The organism is Lactobacillus sp. ESL0677 (genome assembly GCF_029392875.1).
Lineage (GTDB): Bacteria > Bacillota > Bacilli > Lactobacillales > Lactobacillaceae > Lactobacillus.
In genome coordinates this window covers 730,565-749,677 of the sequence record NZ_CP113946.1, presented here as the reverse complement: position 1 = coordinate 749,677, position 19,113 = coordinate 730,565, and the positions used below count along the sequence as shown (strand labels likewise).

The window sequence follows — 19,113 nt, the reverse complement described above, 5'->3', positions numbered from 1 at the left end:
CACTTAGTAATAACTTTCTTGCTAAGGCAAAATTACCTACTGTAGCTGAACCGTTGCCCGTCACTTCAGGCACTGTAATATAATGTTTCAGAGGTGGAACTTTAACATAATCATTCAACATTTCTTCAAAATCTAGTCTAACTTTTTTCAATAATTCTTCGCTAGTTACACCGCCGCCAAAAACAATTTTATCTGGTCTTAAAATTAATGTAGCTTGTAAAGTAGCTTGAGCTATGTAGTAACTAATAATATTCCAAATGGGTTCAGTTAGTGGCACATCTGCTCCTTTTTTACCTAGCCTAGCTTCAAAGGTTGGTCCTGAAACTAATCCTTCTAAACAATCTTTATGATATGGACAAATACCTGCAAAATCTAAATCGTCTGGATGTCGTTTAACTAATACATGACCCATTTCCGGATGTCCCAATGTTCCAACAATATTTCCATTAATAATTGCTCCACCACCGACTCCAGTACCTATTGTGTAATATACCAAAGAATCAATGTCCTCATTGAATAATTTAGACATAACATATTCACCATAAGCCGAGCCATTAACGTCAGTAGTAAAGAAAGTTGGAACTTTTATTTTTTCACTAAGACTCCCAACAATATTAGTGTTTTCCCAACCTTTTTTAGGAGTGGTTGTGATATAGTCATAATTAACTGCATTTTTCCTAATTTCAATTGGACCAAATGAGGCAATACTTAATGCGTCAAGATTAAATTGACTAAAATAGTCTTTTACATTATTTAGCGTCTCTTGTGGACCAGTAGTCGGTATCGTAATTGAATCTTTAACCTGATAATTTTCATTGCCAACAGCACAAACAAATTTAGTACCGCCTGCTTCAATTGAACCAAATAATATTTTTCCCTCTTTTTATTAATAGCTTGACTTTATTAAAGAACTAAACGCTTCTTTAATATCTTGTGATTTATTACTTTTATCTATTATTTGCCGAAACGTAGAATTAGTTTGTAAATCTACAATAAAATCAAATAATTTCTGTACACTTAGATAATCTTTTCGAGCTATTGCAAGTAGAAACACATACTTAACTTCATTCTTATCATCCCACTTAATCGGTTTACTCAATCTGGCAAAAGATACCTTCGAAATATTAGTAGCATATCCTAATGAATGTGGAACTGCAATTTTTCCACCAATAGCAGTTGAATACATCTTTTCTCTCTCATACACTTTAGAAAGATAATCTTTTGTTACTATCTTTTTACTTTCCAATTGCTTGATTAGCATATTAAGCAACTGCTCTTTGGTCACTACATGATCAATAAGATAAATATTTTCCTCATCAAACAACTTATCAATAGCTCGATACGGATTAATTAGTGACTTTAAATAATCAGATAATTGGATAATATCATTATGAAAGTTAGTCAGGTCGATTTGAACTACTGGAATTTTTGAATCATTAATTGGTATTGTTGAAATCAAAAAGTCATTTCCTAAAGCATTACCTTCTAAGTACTCATCGTAAGTATAAGTACCTGTAATTTCCAAAAATGATGAAAATTGAGCTTGTAGTTTTGCTCTAACCAATGCCGCTGTAGAGACACCAGTACCGCAAATCAAAGCAACTCTTTTTTTCGTTGAAATTTTATCTTGTCGCTCAATTGCCGCACCAATATGAAGTGTGATAAATGATATTTCATCATCATTTAGCTTTAAATCCAGCTGACGTTCTAAAATTGGTGTTGCATAAGCCGTAATCTCATAAGCATACGGAAAAGTTGACAAAATCACACTTAGTAAAGGATTTTTACGACTACCATTAGAATCCTTGATTTTAACCAAATTACTTAAATGCTGTATTAGATTTATATGTAATTCAGTATCTTTTGTTAAATCAACAGCGAATTCTTTTTTTATATTAAGTAAAAAGGTATCAACGCTATCTTTTATTCCCTTCTGAGTATTTTCATCTATCTCCATACATTCAGGGTAATTCATTGCAAAATGATAAATTAAATCTTTCTTTTCGTATTCATTAAAAGACACAGAAAAACTTGCTTCAATTTGTGAAATTAATTTCTGTAAAGTCAACAAGACAACTTTTTTAACTTTAACTTTTGCTGCTGCCTCTAAATGAAATCCCATTTTATCCCTAGAGATAGTCAATGCAGTATGTAAAATAATATTTTTGGTATTCATATCTGGAATACGATAACTATAATGCCGTAAAAAACCATGTATCAGGTTTTTAAGTTTTTCTAAGTCTACATTCTTAAAAATTGCTCTTTCTTGTTTTGTAAAATCAATGATATATGAATTTGATTTCTTATTAACTAATTTTGAAATAATAAAATTACGTTTTGCAGCTTCTGTACCAATAACACTAAAGACATCGCCCTTCCTACTTATCTTTAAATTAAAGTCCTCAAAATCTTTCTTTATCGTTACAAGATAGGCAAAAAAAGTATTATCGCTAATAAATAAGTTAGTAGTTAAATCTAGTAAGTTAGAACGATTGTTAACTAACAAAAATTGTTCTACTTCATTAATTCTTTCAACAAAATTAGTAGCCGGTACATTATTATGAACAATATCTAATAGCTTTGAACGTTTTTCAGAATCTAGATTTTTAATATAAAAACCAGCTCCACGTTTATTTTTGATTTCCACGTCAAAGTCAACTAATTCCTTATTTAGTTCGTTAATATCTGATCTAATTGTTCTTGTACTAACATTAAATTTTTTAGCAATATAAGATGCTGAAAGATATTTATTGGTAGTATTCCTAAGTAAAACACTAAGAATATCGCTGAGACGTTTATAAGATAATTTCATGCATACACACTTACCTTGTCCCATAAAACTTTACTATTGCTTTAAATATGTTTCATAATTGTCAACATATCATAAGGCGGTACTGAAAAATCCTGCTTAATTGCTTCTTCTAGACCATTAACCACTCTAAAGCCTTGTTCCTTCAAATAAGAAACATCAACTGTTTGATTAGTTAAATTAGACAATCGTAAAACCAGATTATCCTTAGCCGTATACGATGCATATAAAGCAGAAACTTCTAGATTATCTTTAATATTTAGCCAAGATTCATTCAGTTTTAGCTTTGAAAGATTCTTATCAAACTCTATATCCCACAGCTTATTATCTAAACGATTAACAAATAAGTTGTATTCCTGCTTTTGATAACTAACAGCTGTTGAATACCATTTTCTTATGATTTCTGTTAATCTTTCCTCACTAGTATCTTTTTTACTAGGCGCGTAAATACCAAAATTAAATTCGTTTTCGCCTAATTCTTGAGCCATTGGAGTTGGCATCATAATATGACCCACAGAAGTGGTATCACCAGATGCTCTTCCTGGTCGCCATAAAAGATTAGGCTTCCCTAATTGGCCTGTTGTCGCTATCAATGTAATAAATAAACAATCATCAACTTTTTCGTATTCTTTCTGTCCAGTACCAAGGAAATATAATCCTTTTTCCTTATCTCTAAGCCCTACTAAACGGTCAAAGATATAAATATTTACTGGTTTTTCAACAAACTCATCGTTCCAATTATCAGAAATTGCTTCATTCTTAGTTTTCCTAAAGCCACCTTGAATTTGTGCATGCGCATAATCACTAGTGATTCCCGTTTTAATTCTAAGTCTTAAGCGATGTGACAATGCCTGGTTATCAATCTTCAGCTTGGCTGAAACAACATCTGTGTTGTTAGTCAAAGAAAGAATCAAATTGTAGTTAACTGACACTAATTTTTGATTTGAACCCGATTTTCGATCATCAAGTGAATATGGTACTTGCCAAACTCCAATAAGTTGTAACTGTTCAATATCATCACAATTAAATTTTTGAACAGTGCCATTCCAAGGTAATCTCTTTTCTTCATCACCTGCTAATGGTGAATAATCATAAGTATCCCCATCATTTGCTTGATCATAGATACTAATTACATCATCAAAAGAATTACCATTAGCCGTTAATGTAAACTTTCCGTCTATAAATGACAAACTTACATCTTTATTTGTAATCGTGTTGCCAGTGTTATTTTCTAACGTTGATAATATACTCGTACTATCCTCAAAATGAACTACTTGATAACCTAGTCCTTGCATATCCATTTGCAAACTAATCTGTAATTTAAAGTAACCTGGCTCATCTTTAAACTCAAAGCCATTTGGTGTTAGCTGCATAATATGAGGTCTTGTTGGTACTTTTTCTTTTTTAATAATTACTGCATGATATTTGTTAGGAAACTTGATTTGGTCTGTTCGACTAATAATTTCTACAATCTTACGACCACTAAATTTATACGGATCAGTATTAAATACGATTACATCGTGATCTGTCAGACCAATTCTTTGTGCTAGCCGCTTCTTAATGTAATTCTCCACGCCTTCAGCAATCTCAAAGGCTTGCTTAAAACGTTGATTAATATCAACTGCAACATTATCAGTAACACTACCACCCATTGTGTCATGTGGCTGCAAGTCAAATAACAATTTCCAGAGCTTTACTACAATTCCATTAGAAATAGGAATTTGCGCATACTTAGCAATCACCATTAAAGGTTCTAATCGTTTAGTAACCATTTGTTCAAGTTGGAAGTTCTTGCGTTTATTGCGTGAACGTACTGAAGTAATTGTACGATGAATTCTAGAATAAGTTGGATAACGTAACTCACCTTGATATTCAGGCAATTTTTTATTTCTTAATGTAGCCATAAATTCAGGATAATTACTAATTACAACATCATTATCAGAATACTCATTTACCTTATTTAAAGTTTTAGAAATATCATGAATAATATTCATTTGGTCAATCCCAGAAGGAATTAAAACCTCTTGATTATCTCCATGATTAGCCTCAAATTCAATTCCCTTGTCCAAGCGATTCTTTACAAATTCTTTCAAATTTTGTTTAGATTTTAGATCAATTTGACCTGTATAGTAGCCCAAAGGGAAGTTAGCAGCAAATACTGCTTTACCTCCTAAAGCTTTCCATTTAAAATAAACTGATTTTGTTTGTCGCTTGAAATTAGTACCACGCCAAGACAAAAAATCATGAATTCCTACTTGATTAAGTAACATTGGTAAATTAGCATTAAATCCAAAAGTATCCGGCAAATAACCAAGCATCATTGGCTCACCAAAATTTTCTCTAGCATCTAGAATACCAATAATAATATTTCGAAGTATTGACTCTGCGCTCGGTGTCATTGCATCAGTTTGTGTATACCATGGACCAATAAACAGTTGCTTACGATTAACTAGTCGATGGATTCTCTCTTTGGCTTCGGGATGTATTTCAACGTAATCATCTACAATTGACATCTGCCCATCCAAAGTAAAATTAGCTTCAGGATGATCTTCTAGTTCATCCAAAACCTGCGTAAATAATTGATCACTTAATACTTGAGCATCTTGAGTAGTAAAATACCATTCTCGATCCCAATGAGTATGATTTACAAAATATGCTTTAACCATAATTATCTCCTATAATTCAAAGTAAACTGTTAAAAACTTAGAATGTCCTATTTTAGGTAATCGTGCCCTACATTCTTTTACTTCTAAATCTGTAATTTTTTCTTCTTTTAAATTAACTAATTGCACAACTTTAAGTTGTTTCTTAAATTTGATTTGTTCTAAAACATCATGATAAGTTGAATTAAATAATCGAATGGCATATCCTGGACGATTTTGTGCTTTTTCAATTGTACTTACCGTCAATTCACCTTTTATTTCAAATAAACTAAAAAGTGGATCATAATTTCTTGAAACTGGATTAAAAGGAAATATTAAACGTCCATTTAAGAATTCTGAATATTCATAAATCTGAATTGGAGTTTCGAACTCTTTTACTTCATTAGCTAAATTACTTTTATCAAAATCAACATGACCTAAAATCAAGCCAAAATCGAATGAAAGATTCTTATTCAGCTGAGCTGCAGATGTTGCCACAGTATCATCCCCAGAAGCACGTCCAGGACGATAAATTAAATCCTTTTTGCCTAACATTCCATAAGTTCTAAAAACTGTTAAACGAATGGTGCTATAGTCTCGTCCTATACATTCATATTCACGGACTCCATTAGCAATTATCGCCATTAACCGATCTCTTTGAGAAAGTGCAACATAGCTTTGCATGGTGTTAATAGATATTGGCTTTTCTTGCCATTTACTTGGATCTTTTTGCCAATTGGCTAATTCTTTTTCTTTAATCAAAGGTCGTTTAATACTACCAAATTGAATATCCGCAATACTTGTATTAGTGACAATATCACTATCAAAATCAATACATAAACGATGACTTTTAGCATAATGATTATCGATATTAATTTTAAAGTTAATAATTTTAGATAATTTATCTAAACTAACTTCAAGGATAACTGGCATTAGTGAATCAGTAATCCCTTGCGCACGTTTAGTCAAATCGCTTGGTACATTAAATTCAAATTTTATCTGAATGGTCTTTTTTAGCATCCCTTGTTTCACATAAACATTATTTCTTTGATTAGTTGAATAAATAATTAAATCTTTTTTAGCCGGTGAATAGTTATATGAATCTCCACCATCACCATTTTCTTCTAGAATTCCTTGATTACGATAAAGATGACCATTTTCCTTATCTAAAATATTCAAAGAACCATCCAAATTAACATTAATTTTATAAAATTGATTCTCTATTTCTCTGCCATTGGTATCAGAAACTGGTTCTTGATTAGCTTTTTTAGCAGGAATTAAGAAATATTCTTTGTAGCCAAAGGCAGGTATATTTTTTAGAAGTAGATCAATATTTACTTTAAAAACTTTTTCTGGTAAATATATCTTTTTACTCGGGTCAAGCTGAATTGTTGCGCCCTTAACTTCCGTTGTTACATCACTAATCGTATTGATTTGAAACTTGATTTGTTTTCCATCTTTATCTTCCAAGTTAAAATCACGACTAGGTACATAGATTGTCTTATTTAATACACAAGAGCGTTTATACGGTAACGTATTAAAAGCAGTTAAAGTTATCTTGTGTCCCTCGTCATTTATTTTTGTAGAAATTTGTCTCAAAGTAACGTCAACTAGACTTGTAGCAATATCTTTCACTTGCTTATATCTCATATTAATATCTTCATTGACTGTATCAGACACACAATTTCCCATTGAATCATGAGCAGAATTTTCAAACATTAACTTCCAAATCTGATGAACAGTTGCAATGGGATAGCTTAAGCCAAAATAGCTACCCATCATTAATACTGGTTCCATCACATTACTTAAATAATGTTGTAACTTTGTATTTAATTTTTTCAAATCTGAACGCGAAGAATAAATTGATTTATGGACTCGCATATCCTTTCCTAAATCTTGTTCTCCTGTTAAAACAGCTAATTTAGGTTTATCCTGATTAACCTCTTTTATATAGTCTTCAAGAGAGCTTACTTTAAAATTAAAGCGACCTAGGTTTGATTGATTTAATTTAGCAATAAATTCAGGCAAGTCGAATCTGATTGGTGCCATATCAGAGCCATTTGGAAACAAAACATTATTTGTAGTAGCTTGACTTACTACCGTTTTAAATGGTTCTTCATCCATTAACGTAGTCAATTTAGACTCATCAACAACTCCACCAATAAAGTAGCCACATGCCATTCGATAAACATTAACTGTTGACCCATCTTCACCTTGCCAAATAAATTCCGAATTTTTAGCAGTATCACTTGAAAAGCCGCGATACAATACAGCATTTTTTATCCCAAGTTCGCGATAAATTTGCGGCATACTAGATTCTTGACCAAAAGAATCAGGTACATATGCAATATCCATATAGCCGCCCAACTTTTCACATTCCTTCATCCCAATTCTAAGATTATTAACAATACTCTCAGCAGAAACGAGGTACTGATCAGTTTGGGTATACCATGGACCTAAAAACAATTTCTTTTCTTTTACTAATTGTTGTACTTTGGTTTTATCTTCTGGTCGCCATGCAAGATAATCTTCAATTAAAGAAGATTGACCATCTAATAAAAATGATCCATATTGACTAGATTCTTCTAATTTATCAATTACATCTTTTAAGTCTTTCATTAAATATACTTTTGCTTTTGAAGATGTAAAAAACCACTCTCGATCCCAGTGTGTATGTGGGACAACAAAAACTTGCTTGACCATGCCCTGCTCCTAAAATAAAAAAACTATAGTTGGAAATTTAAATTTGATTTCTGGACTATAGTTTTTTGTCACTTATTTACTATTGAATATTTAATTCAATATCATCATCATTAATATCTTCTTCACCGTTTGCATTATCATCATTCGTGAATTTAGCAACTAAAGGAGCTACAACAGCGATAAACAGAGCACAGACAAAGATACCAGCCAGGTATGCAACAATATTATCTGCAGTTAAAATACCAGGTAACCCACCTAGTGGAGGAATATGTGATTTAACTCCTAAGAAGGCACCGGTTGCCGATCCTAGAGCACCACCAATAACATTAACAAAAATTAATTGTGGCGCCTTCATCATAAATGGGATAGCACCTTCTGTAATACCAAAAGTACCCATTATCAAGTTGTTATGACCCATTTCTAATAATTCATCAGAAAATCTGCTTTTTGGCCACACAAAACTCATGATTGCGTAACCAAGAGGAATCGCACAAATTGCAATGTTAGTGTACAAACATGGTTGATAAACTCCTTCTAGGAAGAAGAAATTACCTACACCCCAAGCAGCTTTATTAACTGGACCACCAAGGTCAAAGCCAATCATGCCGCCCATAATTGCAGCTAGTAATACAGCATTAGTCTTTTGGTTAACCATAAACTTAACCCAAGATGTTAAACCGTTATTAATCCAAGCAAGAGGTGGGGTTAAGATTACACCGACAAAAAGTGCAACAGAACCTACAGTCAAAAGTGGCATTACAATTAATTCAATTGCAGAATTCCATTTATCAGGCACATTGATTTTACGACACCAACGTGCAACATATCCTGCTATCAAACCAGCAACGATTGCACCAATAAATCCCAATTGATTATTAGTTGCTAATTGACCACCAATAAAACCACCAGCTAAAGCAGGTTTATCACCTAAAGCATAAGCAATATAACCACCAATAACTAAGTTGACTAAACCGATACCAATCCAACCTACTTGATTAATTTGATATAAATAATGGAAAAAATCATTTGTTTTAGCAAATTTTGATAAGTCACCATAACCAAAACACATTCCTATTAATTGTGGAACCCCAACGACTAAGGCACCACCAATAACGGTTGGGATCATATATGAGATCCCACTCATAATAGCTCCTTCCCATTCCTTCAGTAGTTTCTTCATTATTTACCCTCCTTCTTAGCAACTGCAGCAGCACACTTCTTCAAAACTGCTTTTGGTGCTTTGATACAAGTATTAATATCAACTCGTATAATAGTTTTTCCTTCAAAGCGTTCCATACTAGTAATTTTTTGATCTGATGCAATTAAGACATAATCTGCAGCGTCTGCTTCTTCTTGAGTAATTGGGTTAACCGGTCCCATCATTCCCTGTTGCTCAATTCTGACGTTCCATCCAAGTTCTTTACCTGCTTTTTCTAATGCTTTTGCAGCCATTGGTGTATGGGCCATTCCGGCTGGACAAGCAGAAACTCCTACTACGTTCATTTTTATGCTCCTATCTGTTTATTAATAAAGTCAGCAATTTCTTCCTTAGAATTCAATTTTCTAAGTCCAGTTTTAAAATCATTTTCCAACAAAGCAGTTGACAAATTTGCTAACATCTTTAAATGTTCATTACCTGCATTTTCTGGAGGTACCATTAAAGTAAACACATCTGTAACTGGTTTATCATCATAAGTTTCCCAATCTAGCGGTTCACTTAATCTAAAATATAAAAATCCTGACTTTTTGACGACATTTGTTTTAGCATGTGGAATGGCGAAGCCATCCTCTAAACCAGTTGAAAATTCTTTTTCTCTATTTAAAAAACTTTGAGTTAACTCTTTGGCATTATCAGTATAGCCAACACTTTGAGCTGCCTCAGAAGCTTTTTCTAAAAAGGAATTAACACTTTTGGCATTTATTCCAAGAAATACGTCATTCGCATTAAATTTCATTTACTTTCTCACTTCCGTTCTTAAGAATTATTGAAAACCTTTACACTAAATATATTATTATTTAAACCAATTACTGTAATTACCAACTATTTCCATTTAAGTTGGAAATTTAATATTTAATTGCTTAAAAGTGGCTCTCTTACCGCAATTATGCTTAATAACACAAACTAATCCTAATTGAAAAGAATCACAAAATCTTTTATATTCAAATTATTATTAAGAAAGGTAAAGGTATAATTATGGAACCGATTTTTTTTAAACCATATTTTAGAAACAAAATATGGGGTGGAAGAAAACTAAATACCATTTTCAATTACAATATTCCTCAAGGTAAGGTTGGTGAGGCATGGATTATTTCCGGCTATCAAAACGATGCGTCAACAGTCGTTAATACTAAATATGCCGGGTTAAGCTTAAGAGAACTTTATAAAGATCATCCAAACATCTTTGGAAAACCAAAAGCAAAAGAATTTCCACTTTTAGTCAAATTCTTAGATGCAGAAGATAATCTTTCTGTTCAGGTCCACCCTGATGATGATTATGCAGCAAGAGTCGAACATGATAGTGGTAAAACTGAAAGCTGGTATGTCTTACAAGCCGACCCAGACTCATATTTAATTTATGGTCATACTGCAAAAACAAAACAGGAACTAGAACTAATGGTTAAAAATGGTGAGTGGAAGCACTTATTGCGCAAAGTTCCTGTAAAAGCTGGTGACTTCTTCTACGTTCCTGCAGGAACCATACATGCATTAACTAAAGGTATCCTAGTAATTGAAACTCAACAATCCAGCGATGTTACTTATCGGTTATATGACTATGACCGGATTGATAAAAATACTGGAAAGCCAAGAGAGTTACACACTCAAAAATCACTTGAAGTTACAACTGTTCCCCATGTAGATCCAAAAGTTGACGTACAAGTTCAAGTAACTCCAGATGCCAAAGTAAAAACTTTAGTTAAGCCGCCTTTGTCACCACACTTTTACTTATGGCAAATCTCATTGAATGGCACTTGGAAAACAGGACTCAATAATCATCCCTACTTATTACTTTCAGTCATCAAAGGAGATGGCGAACTATTAACTGAAAAAAATAACTATCAACTACACTTAGGTAGTAATTTTATTATTCCGAATGGTATAAAAGAATTCAGGTTTAAGGGTGATATGCAATTAATTATTTCAGCTCCAGTTGATGAATAATAAAAATAACGTTAGTTTAGAAAGCTAACGTTATTTTTGTATTACATGTTTTTAAATTATTTTATTTGGTCCATATAGTTAAAGCATGCTCCATATAAGTTTGCAGCATTATGATATTTACAAGCTATAATTTTAGGCATAATTTCTAATGCTCCCCACTCATCTAGCTTATTCTTAATACGTTTACTTATTTGTAGACAAAATTCAGGTCTAGCTGAGATTCCTCCGCCAATTATAATTGCTTCAAAGTCAAATGATACTTGTAAATTGTATAACGATATAGCCAAATTATCATAAACAGAATCAATAATATTTTTAGCAATAGAATCTCCAGAAGCGGCTAAAGCAAAGAGATTTTGCCCATCAAGACACGGTTGACCTGATTTTTTTCGATACAGCCTAACTGCATTAACTATCGTTCCAGTAAAGCTTAATGTTTGACCAGATTTTACTTTCATTTGTCCAAATTCACCACCGAACAAATGTGAACCTTTATAAATTTGGCGATTAATAAAAATAGAACCACCAACTCCCGTGCCTACGACTACAAAGACTACATTTTTGTAGGGTCTACCATTACCTATTCTCATTTCACAAATCCCAGCACAGTTAGCATCGTTTTCAATTGCTACTGGAAGCTTAAACTCATTTTCAAGTTCGTCAAAAATAGGTCGATGATGTAAGTAAGGTACGGCACTAACTCCCCTAATTATTCTATTTTTACTATCCACATTTCCTGGGGAGCTAATAGCAATGCCATCTACTTTAGTGTTATCAATAACAGAATGCATATGCGCAATTAATTCTAAAAAATTTGGAGGAACCGGAAAATTATCCAGTTTACCTATTTTATTATTTTCAAAAATACCAGTTTTTACAGAAGTTCCACCAATATCAAAAGCTGCAAGTTTCATTTTTTACCTCTATAAATTTGCCCCATTACTTTCAATTACGTTTTTAAACCACCAATAGCTTTTCTTAGGAATGCGTTTAAGATCTTTTAAGTCATGGTTTGTTCGATTAACATAAACCATGCCGTATCGTTTATCCATGTTACCTGAAGAACTTGGAATATCGATCAGACCCCAGCCTAAGTATCCTAAAACTAGGACACCATCATTGAACATTGCATCTTTTAGCGCTTGTATGTGAACACGATGATATTTTATCCTGTAATCATCTTGAATCTCTTGATTACAATACTTTTCTCTAACACCAATACCATTTTCAATTGGAAACATTGGCACATGATATTGATTATATGTTTTATCCAAAATATCTCTAAAGCCTAAAGGATCGATGCTCCAGCCCCATTCATTAACGTGCAAAAAAGTATTTTCTTTTTGACCATACTGCAAATAATAGTTAGGTGCTGTACCTTGAGGAACAACCGCGCTACTAATTGTTGTACTTTGATAATAACTGAAAGCAATGAAGTCACTGCTCATTTTACTAATAACATTTAAATCATTTTGAGTATAATCAACTTTTAAATTATGTATTTTAACGAAGTTTATAACCTCACTAGAGTATGTACCATAAACAAATGCATCTAAAAGATTTTTATTTAGGAATTCGTCTATTTGCCTTGCATATAACACATCCAGCGGTTGTGAATTTGCCGGATAAACTTCACTATAGGCCAACATACCACCTATTTTTGCATCACTATTATGATGCAGATAATTGGCTAATTCAGCATGTGCAGTCATTACATGATGTGCTATTGTATACAGCTCTGATAACGTTTGGAGGCCATTTAAATAGCCAGAATACTTAAAAGCTTCTGGTGTAAAATATAAGTTTTGTTCATTAAAGGTAATCCAATACTTAACTCGATCACTAAATAAATCTATCATTTTTTTACCATATTCGATAAAAGCCTCAAGAACATGACGATTAATAAATCCGTTATATTTTTTAGCTAGGTTTAATGGCATATCAAAATGATACAGACAAATCATTGGCTGAATATGATGATCTAATAGTTCATCTATTAAATCAGAATAGAATTTTATTCCTTCTTCATTGAATCCTCCATCACCAGTAGGATTCACCCTACTCCAAGAAATTTGAAAGCGATAGCAATTCATACCTTGGTTTGCCATTAATGCAATATCTTCTGGATATCGATGATACTCATCGATTGCGACATTCCAATCAGAACTGTTTGGTGTTGCTTCATAAGTATCATAGACAGAAGCACCTTTACCACCCTCTTTAGTTGCTCCTTCTGTTTGCATACTAGACGTGGAATTTCCCCATAAAAACTCCTTAGGCATCATTTTTTTACACATATTGATCTCCTTTAATTATATAAACCATTAATAATAACTATAGAAATCACATATTGAGTGTAAAGATATATTTTTTCCAACTAACTTGGAAATTTTTTATCTTAATCATGCATTGGCACAATTAAGCTGTGTAATTTTATCAATAAAAAAGGCACCTAACTACCACGTTAAGTGCCCTTTCACACGATTAAATCTTTGCCTTTCCTAATTCTTTCATTTAGTCAGTATCAATTCTACCAACCTACTTATATCTACTTTCGTCTTTAATGATTATATCTTTTGCCCACAATACTGAATGGCTTGTAAAATTGATTCTATTACCATTTCTACTATAAATAAGCTTATATCTGTTGGTATTATCATAAATATCAACGGTATCAAAACATGATATAACCTGATCTAAAGTTTTTAAAGACTTTGGATAACGCTTTTCAACTATTTCATCTGGTATTCCATGTCCACCCTTAGCTACCCTAGCATGAACTCTTTTCTTAGCTAGCTCTGGATCGCTAAGTCCAACATAAAGAAGATGAGTAGTAAAGCCTTGCTTTTTTGCCTTATTAAGAATATTCAAATATGACTTTTTAGAAGAAGCAAAGGTTGTTTCCATATTAAAACTCTGCTTATTTTCAATAAATGAAAAGATATTTTCAACTTCCAACCTCATTGCCTTAAAATTTTTGGATTGGTCATGCCAATCCCAATTATTATCCTTTGCAATTTCATCAGCATTAGCCCGTTTGCTTTTCTTAATTTCAGCACTTGTCGAAGAACTATATAATGATGATTTCCCTGCACCATTAATTCCTGCATACATGTACAAATCTAAGCTCATCTTATAAATTCTTTCGTATTAATTACTTTTTGTTGTCGTAACTGTAATGCTCTGTTATAAATAGTATTCCAAAAATTCTTATCTTCTGGGTTAGTTGATTCTGCCATACGTTCTATTATTTCATCTTCATTTAATTTGACAATTTTTTTATCTAAATCGTTAGTTTCTTTAAAGTTCATTTTGCTTTTTTTCATTGAAGTATCCCCGAATTATAAATCAACGTTTACGGAATTAATTTTATCACAAGGTTTCCTTAAACTTAGTTTTTAACCTTAATAATTATCACAATCTAACTAAAACAAATTCAATCAAAAAAGCACTTAACTAAATTTTTGCTTTTCCTAGTAAGACCGAACTAGTGACTACGGACAATGAGCTAAAGGCCATCGCAAGTCCCGCTAACTCGGGGCTAAGTACTAAGCCAACGCCTGCAAACAAGCCCGCCGCAATTGGAATTCCCAGAACATTATAAATAAATGCCCAGAACAAATTAAGTTTAATGCGGTTAAAAGTCTTACGACTTAATCTTAACGCACGAACAACATCCATCAGGTCGTTTTTTACTAAAACAATGCCACCAGCATCAATTGCGACATCTGTGCCGGAACCCATTGCAATCCCGACATCAGCTTGAGTTAATGCGGGGGCATCATTAATCCCGTCACCAACAAAGGCAACCTTATCAGTTTGCTGCAATTTTTGAATTGCAGCTGCCTTACCTGTTGGTAACACACCGGCAATTACTTTATCAATTCCTACCTGCTGGGCGATTGCATGAGCCACTTGTGCATTATCCCCCGTCAACATGACCGTCTTTAATCTTGCTGACTTAAGTTGCGCAATTGCCTTGCTGCTATTTTTCTTAGGTACATCTTGAATAGCAACTAGGCCAATAATTTTACCAACTAAGCCAACGACTACAACTGTTTTTGCTTCTTGCTCAAACGTCGCAATCTGCTTTGTTAATTCATTCGAGATTGTGCCAGCAGTCGCACTTGCTGGGCTACCAACAAATGCTTCTTTGCCATCAATCATGCCAGTTACACCCTGACCTTCAATTGCCCGAAAGTTGCTGACAGTTTGCAAATGAACCTGCGTTTTTTTAGCAGCTTGCAAAACCGCTGACGCTAACGGGTGTTCCGATAACTTTTCTAAACTAGCCGCAACTGCTAAAACCTGCTTATCACCAACAACATCAGTTACTTGAGGATGCCCTGCTGTAATTGTTCCCGTCTTGTCAAAGACAATTGTATTCAAGTTATTTGCGGCTTCCAGCACTTCACCATTTTTAATTAAAATACCCTTTTTGGCACCTAAACCTGTCCCCACCATTAAGGCTGTCGGCGTGGCCAACCCAAGCGCACACGGACAAGCAATGACTAATACTGACACTGCAAAAACTAAGGCAGTTCCTGCACTTTTACCAAGCAAAAGAAACCAGACCAAAAAGGTAGCAATTGCAATGATTAAAACCGTGGGAACAAAAATATCGGCAACACGGTCAGTTAAGTTTTGGATTGGTGCGTGACTATTTTGTGCCTTTTTAACGATGGCCACAATTTGTGCCAACATCGTGTCACGCCCAACCTTTTGCGCTTTAAATTCAAAAGTACCATTCTGATTAATCGTCGCACCAACAACTTGATCGCCGGGCTTCTTACTTGCTGGCATACTTTCGCCTGTGACCATCGACTCATCAACACTTGAAGTACCAGAAACAATGACACCATCAACTGGCACCTTTTGCCCCGGCTTAACTTGGATTAAATCGCCTGCCACCACTTCCGCGATTGGCACACTGATAAACTTGCCAGCACGTTTAACCAGTGCATCCTTTGCCTGCAAATTAGCCAACTTGCCAATAGCATCTGACGCATTGCTGCGCATTTTTGCTTCCAAAACTTGCCCGAGCAATACAAAAGTAATTACAAACGCTGCACTTTCAAAGAAAACTGGCAAGTGCTTGGACATGGCATAAATGCTGTAAATATAAGCAGTTAGTGTCCCCAATGCAACGAGCGTGTCCATATTGGCATGATGCTTTTTAAATGATGCCCATGCACTGCTAATGAATGGTTTCGCCGAAATTAACATCACAAAGGTTGTCAAAATTAACATGGTCCATTCACCGCCAGGAAGCATCCAGCCAGTAAATGGATGAAGCACCATTTCTGCTAGCATTGGTAAGGATAGAACTAGTGCTGTCCAAAAGCGCGTCGTAATTTTCATTTAGTAGCTCCTACTTAACAATCACTTGACCATGGAACATATTCATACCACATGCCCAATCATAAACACCGGGCTTAGTTGTATCAATCTTTACTTCCTTAACCTGACCCTGAGGCAATTTTTGGTCAATGCCCAAGTCAGAAAAAATAACATGATCAAGACAAGTTGATGCATCCGTGCGCTTAAACTTTAAAGTTGCAGGCACACCTTTTTTAAGGACAACACGTTCAGGCGAGTAACCTCCCTTGACTTCGATGTCCACATTTTGTTGGTCATCGTTAACTACGGCTTGTTCCGCCTGGACTTGATGTTGACCAAAGAACCACCATGCAATAAAGCCTATTAAAGCAATACCAATCAGAAAAATAATAATTTTAGTCATGTTATTTACCTCGTTAAATTCATTTTAATGTCTACATTTGTAAACTATAATTAGTATATATCCTAAATTTACATTTGTAAACATTAACGCTTTTTGGGTAAAAAAATACTCGCTAAATTTAATTAACGAGTAAATCTTTAGTCTGCATCAACGCGATTAAGCCACATTGCCAACGATCGATCTGCTGGTTGGCTGCCAACTTCAGACAGAATATGCTTGAGCTGCGTGCGACTAGTAGGTACGTTAGTCAAAACCAAATTCAAATATTCAGCTAGTGACAAACCTAATTTATCAATTCTTAATTGTGCCTTAGTAAGTGCACTGCTGTCCAAGTTTATCGAAATTAATTGTTCATTCATTTTAAATTCTTCCATCCTAATCCTTTCCCTCCAAGTTATACTGCAAGAAATCATTCTAAGCAAAAAATGGCGTTAGTGCAAGGTTTTTGCGCTTCTCTAGAGCAGTTTATGCTATATTAATATCAGAAAGTAAAAACACAGTTCGGCTGGTAGTCCGGACGTGGTCGCATGCGATCATCAGTAACCTGCCTCCTTGGTTGTCCATCTTTCTTAAATTTTAAGGAGGATGACATTATGTCAATTGTTTATAGTTCTTTAACCATCATCTTTGAAGCGCCATTTTATCAAGCTATCTTTGAGCGCCGTGTTGGCACAAGTTATGAAGTTGCCAAAGTCAATCTGGGGACTTCTGAACCCAAGACTACCCGAATTTATTCGCTGATTATTAATCACTGGCATGAAATCAAATTTTTTCGGCAAGATAGTCCTGAATTAGAGGTTAAAACCAAAAGAATTAATCCTAAAAGACGGCAACGCTTAGCCAAAAAGGCAATTAAAAATGGCGGTCTCGGCACTAAAGCTCAAATTGCTTTACAAAGACAACTGGAGCAATTTAAATTATCTAAGAAAACAGCCAATCGGCGGCAAAAAGCCCAAGTTGCGCAAGAGAAGTTTAAATTACGGCAAAAGAAGAAACTAGAAAAACATAAAGGTCATTAATTAGTTAACAGTAAAGGAGCAGATTTTAATGGCAGATAATCGGTGCTAAAGAAGGAATTACAAACTTCATTAGATGAAGTTTTAAGTAAGTATGGAGGAAAATTATGAAAGTATTTGTAATTGGAGCAACTGGTATGGCAGGCTCCGCTTTTGTCAAAGAAGCAGCTAAAAACAATCTTAAAATTATTGCTAATGGTCGTTCAACTGATAAGCTGGCCAAGTTAAAGGCTGAAGTGCCCAGTATTCAAACTGTCGCTCAAGATGCCTTCACGCTAACCAAAGATGATTTCGGTGACTGTGATGTGATTGTTGATGCCTTTTCAACGGCCCCAGCACAAGCATATCGCCACACTGATTTAGCTGCTCATTTAATTCGTTTATTCAGAGAAACTACTAGTCCGCGATTGGCCTTTATTCTTGGTGCCGGCAGCTTAATTACCGGTGCTGACCATCACCGCGTTTTGCAAGATATTGAACAGGACGAGTCAACTAAACCTTGGCGCAACACCCCAAAGAACCAATACTTTGAGTACCAATTCCTGCAAAACGTCGATAATGTTAATTGGTTCGATATCTCGCCAGCTAATCTATTCCTCCCTGGAGAAAAAGCTGCTAAAATTCTTACTGGCAAAGATGAGCTGCTGTATAACGAGCAAGGCGAATCAGTTACTACTGCCGGTACAATGGCTACGGCTTTAGTTCAAGAAATTTTAACTCCTAAGCACCATCAGGAACGCTTTACTGTTGCTAATGGCTAGACTAAATTTATTTTAGCCAAATTTAAAAGTGCTCCATAATTGTTAGACGTCAAGTCGGCAATTAGGGGCACTTTTTGAATGTTTATAGTTATTTTTCAAAATATAGGTTTGAATATTTTGTTGCAAAGTTTAAAGAAGGCGAAGCCAAGCAAAGAGCCCAACGTGTTCAATAACAGGTCGTTAATATCAAAAATTCTATTTCCAAGATAGAAAAAACTTAGAGTTAATTGTGTACTCTCAATTAATAACTAGCTTAAAAACATTAATCCAAGATTGTTC

17 protein-coding genes and 1 pseudogene are annotated in these 19,113 nt (G+C 34.2%); 3 read left to right on the top strand and 15 right to left on the bottom strand.

Annotation, left to right across the window (positions count from 1 at the left end; genetic code table 11):
- Positions 1-7: 7 nt before the first annotated feature.
- The 7 genes and pseudogenes from scrK to OZX76_RS03550 form a co-directional block, all read right to left on the bottom strand.
- A pseudogene (gene scrK / locus OZX76_RS03580) lies at positions 8-871 on the bottom strand (fructokinase ScrK); the annotation flags it as partial.
- A gap of 15 nt (positions 872-886) precedes the next feature.
- Complete coding sequence (locus OZX76_RS03575; protein WP_277181020.1) at positions 887-2,812, bottom strand: PTS sugar transporter subunit IIA; 1,926 nt, start codon at positions 2,810-2,812, stop codon at positions 887-889.
- A gap of 41 nt (positions 2,813-2,853) precedes the next feature.
- Complete coding sequence (locus OZX76_RS03570; RefSeq protein WP_277181018.1) at positions 2,854-5,475, bottom strand: alpha-mannosidase; 2,622 nt, start codon at positions 5,473-5,475, stop codon at positions 2,854-2,856.
- 9 nt (positions 5,476-5,484) lie between these two features.
- Entirely contained in the window at positions 5,485-8,154 is a 2,670-nt protein-coding gene (locus OZX76_RS03565; RefSeq protein WP_277181016.1) for a glycoside hydrolase family 38 C-terminal domain-containing protein, read from the bottom strand.
- A gap of 79 nt (positions 8,155-8,233) precedes the next feature.
- Positions 8,234-9,334 (bottom strand): PTS fructose transporter subunit IIC, encoded by a 1,101-nt coding sequence (locus OZX76_RS03560; RefSeq protein WP_277181014.1) that lies wholly within the window; start codon positions 9,332-9,334, stop codon positions 8,234-8,236.
- The gene (locus OZX76_RS03555; RefSeq protein ID WP_277181012.1) at positions 9,334-9,657 is read right to left on the bottom strand and encodes a PTS fructose transporter subunit IIB; all 324 of its coding nucleotides are present in this window, start codon (positions 9,655-9,657) and stop codon (positions 9,334-9,336) included. Before OZX76_RS03555 ends, OZX76_RS03560 begins: the two co-directional genes overlap by 1 nt.
- Positions 9,658-9,659: 2 nt before the next feature.
- Positions 9,660-10,109, bottom strand: coding sequence for a fructose PTS transporter subunit IIA (locus OZX76_RS03550; protein WP_277181010.1), 450 nt, complete (start codon positions 10,107-10,109; stop codon positions 9,660-9,662).
- A gap of 239 nt (positions 10,110-10,348) precedes the next feature.
- Between OZX76_RS03550 and manA the strand changes: the two genes are divergently transcribed.
- Positions 10,349-11,314 carry a mannose-6-phosphate isomerase, class I gene (manA, locus tag OZX76_RS03545; protein WP_277181008.1) on the top strand — a complete coding sequence of 322 codons (966 nt, stop codon included), beginning with the start codon at positions 10,349-10,351 and terminating at the stop codon, positions 11,312-11,314.
- Positions 11,315-11,370: 56 nt separating this feature from the next.
- Here the strand turns inward: manA and OZX76_RS03540 are convergent, their stop codons facing one another.
- The 7 genes from OZX76_RS03540 to OZX76_RS03510 all read right to left on the bottom strand — a co-directional run bounded on the left by OZX76_RS03540 (position 11,371) and on the right by OZX76_RS03510 (position 17,431).
- Complete coding sequence (locus tag OZX76_RS03540) at positions 11,371-12,228, bottom strand: ROK family protein (RefSeq protein WP_277181006.1); 858 nt, start codon at positions 12,226-12,228, stop codon at positions 11,371-11,373.
- Positions 12,229-12,237: 9 nt separating this feature from the next.
- The gene (locus tag OZX76_RS03535; RefSeq protein ID WP_277181004.1) at positions 12,238-13,611 is read right to left on the bottom strand and encodes a glycoside hydrolase family 1 protein; all 1,374 of its coding nucleotides are present in this window, start codon (positions 13,609-13,611) and stop codon (positions 12,238-12,240) included.
- A gap of 241 nt (positions 13,612-13,852) precedes the next feature.
- Entirely contained in the window at positions 13,853-14,446 is a 594-nt protein-coding gene (locus OZX76_RS03530) for a zeta toxin family protein (protein WP_277181002.1), read from the bottom strand.
- Positions 14,443-14,640, bottom strand: a complete 198-nt coding sequence (locus OZX76_RS03525) for a hypothetical protein (protein WP_277181000.1) — start codon at positions 14,638-14,640, stop codon at positions 14,443-14,445. The genes OZX76_RS03530 and OZX76_RS03525 overlap by 4 nt, the downstream gene beginning before the upstream one ends.
- A 130-nt stretch (positions 14,641-14,770) precedes the next feature.
- Entirely contained in the window at positions 14,771-16,675 is a 1,905-nt protein-coding gene (locus tag OZX76_RS03520) for a copper-translocating P-type ATPase (RefSeq protein ID WP_277180998.1), read from the bottom strand.
- A gap of 10 nt (positions 16,676-16,685) precedes the next feature.
- The gene (locus OZX76_RS03515) at positions 16,686-17,057 is read right to left on the bottom strand and encodes a cupredoxin domain-containing protein (protein WP_277180996.1); all 372 of its coding nucleotides are present in this window, start codon (positions 17,055-17,057) and stop codon (positions 16,686-16,688) included.
- Positions 17,058-17,194: 137 nt separating this feature from the next.
- Positions 17,195-17,431, bottom strand: a complete 237-nt coding sequence (locus tag OZX76_RS03510; RefSeq protein WP_277180994.1) for a hypothetical protein — start codon at positions 17,429-17,431, stop codon at positions 17,195-17,197.
- 219 nt (positions 17,432-17,650) lie between these two features.
- Here OZX76_RS03510 and OZX76_RS03505 point away from each other — a divergent pair, with 219 nt between their 5' ends.
- Both OZX76_RS03505 and OZX76_RS03500 read left to right on the top strand, forming a co-directional pair.
- A complete protein-coding gene (locus OZX76_RS03505) occupies positions 17,651-18,076 on the top strand; it encodes a YjdF family protein (protein WP_277180992.1) in 426 nt (141 codons plus the stop codon).
- A gap of 104 nt (positions 18,077-18,180) precedes the next feature.
- Positions 18,181-18,834: an NAD(P)H-binding protein gene (locus tag OZX76_RS03500; protein ID WP_277180991.1), complete on the top strand. Its 654-nt coding sequence runs from the start codon at positions 18,181-18,183 to the stop codon at positions 18,832-18,834.
- Positions 18,835-18,929: 95 nt separating this feature from the next.
- Here the strand turns inward: OZX76_RS03500 and OZX76_RS03495 are convergent, their stop codons facing one another.
- Complete coding sequence (locus OZX76_RS03495) at positions 18,930-19,076, bottom strand: VanZ family protein (protein ID WP_277181485.1); 147 nt, start codon at positions 19,074-19,076, stop codon at positions 18,930-18,932.
- Positions 19,077-19,113 lie beyond the last annotated feature (37 nt).

Bases quoted from the DNA above. Each gene is read 5' to 3' on its own strand.
- OZX76_RS03505 (WP_277180992.1), top strand. From the start codon at position 17,651: ATGTCAATTGTTTATAGTTCTTTAACCATCATCTTTGAAGCGCCATTT.
- OZX76_RS03515 (WP_277180996.1), bottom strand. From the start codon at position 17,057: ATGACTAAAATTATTATTTTTCTGATTGGTATTGCTTTAATAGGCTTT.
- OZX76_RS03535 (WP_277181004.1), bottom strand. From the start codon at position 13,611: ATGTGTAAAAAAATGATGCCTAAGGAGTTTTTATGGGGAAATTCCACG.
- manA (WP_277181008.1), top strand. From the start codon at position 10,349: ATGGAACCGATTTTTTTTAAACCATATTTTAGAAACAAAATATGGGGT.
- OZX76_RS03560 (WP_277181014.1), bottom strand. From the start codon at position 9,334: ATGAAGAAACTACTGAAGGAATGGGAAGGAGCTATTATGAGTGGGATC.
- OZX76_RS03565 (WP_277181016.1), bottom strand. From the start codon at position 8,154: ATGGTCAAGCAAGTTTTTGTTGTCCCACATACACACTGGGATCGAGAG.
- OZX76_RS03575 (WP_277181020.1), bottom strand. From the start codon at position 2,812: ATGAAATTATCTTATAAACGTCTCAGCGATATTCTTAGTGTTTTACTT.
- OZX76_RS03525 (WP_277181000.1), bottom strand. From the start codon at position 14,640: ATGAAAAAAAGCAAAATGAACTTTAAAGAAACTAACGATTTAGATAAA.
- OZX76_RS03570 (WP_277181018.1), bottom strand. From the start codon at position 5,475: ATGGTTAAAGCATATTTTGTAAATCATACTCATTGGGATCGAGAATGG.
- OZX76_RS03530 (WP_277181002.1), bottom strand. From the start codon at position 14,446: ATGAGCTTAGATTTGTACATGTATGCAGGAATTAATGGTGCAGGGAAA.
- OZX76_RS03555 (WP_277181012.1), bottom strand. From the start codon at position 9,657: ATGAACGTAGTAGGAGTTTCTGCTTGTCCAGCCGGAATGGCCCATACA.
- OZX76_RS03520 (WP_277180998.1), bottom strand. From the start codon at position 16,675: ATGAAAATTACGACGCGCTTTTGGACAGCACTAGTTCTATCCTTACCA.
- OZX76_RS03540 (WP_277181006.1), bottom strand. From the start codon at position 12,228: ATGAAACTTGCAGCTTTTGATATTGGTGGAACTTCTGTAAAAACTGGT.
- OZX76_RS03550 (WP_277181010.1), bottom strand. From the start codon at position 10,109: ATGAAATTTAATGCGAATGACGTATTTCTTGGAATAAATGCCAAAAGT.
- OZX76_RS03510 (WP_277180994.1), bottom strand. From the start codon at position 17,431: ATGGAAGAATTTAAAATGAATGAACAATTAATTTCGATAAACTTGGAC.
- OZX76_RS03500 (WP_277180991.1), top strand. From the start codon at position 18,181: ATGAAAGTATTTGTAATTGGAGCAACTGGTATGGCAGGCTCCGCTTTT.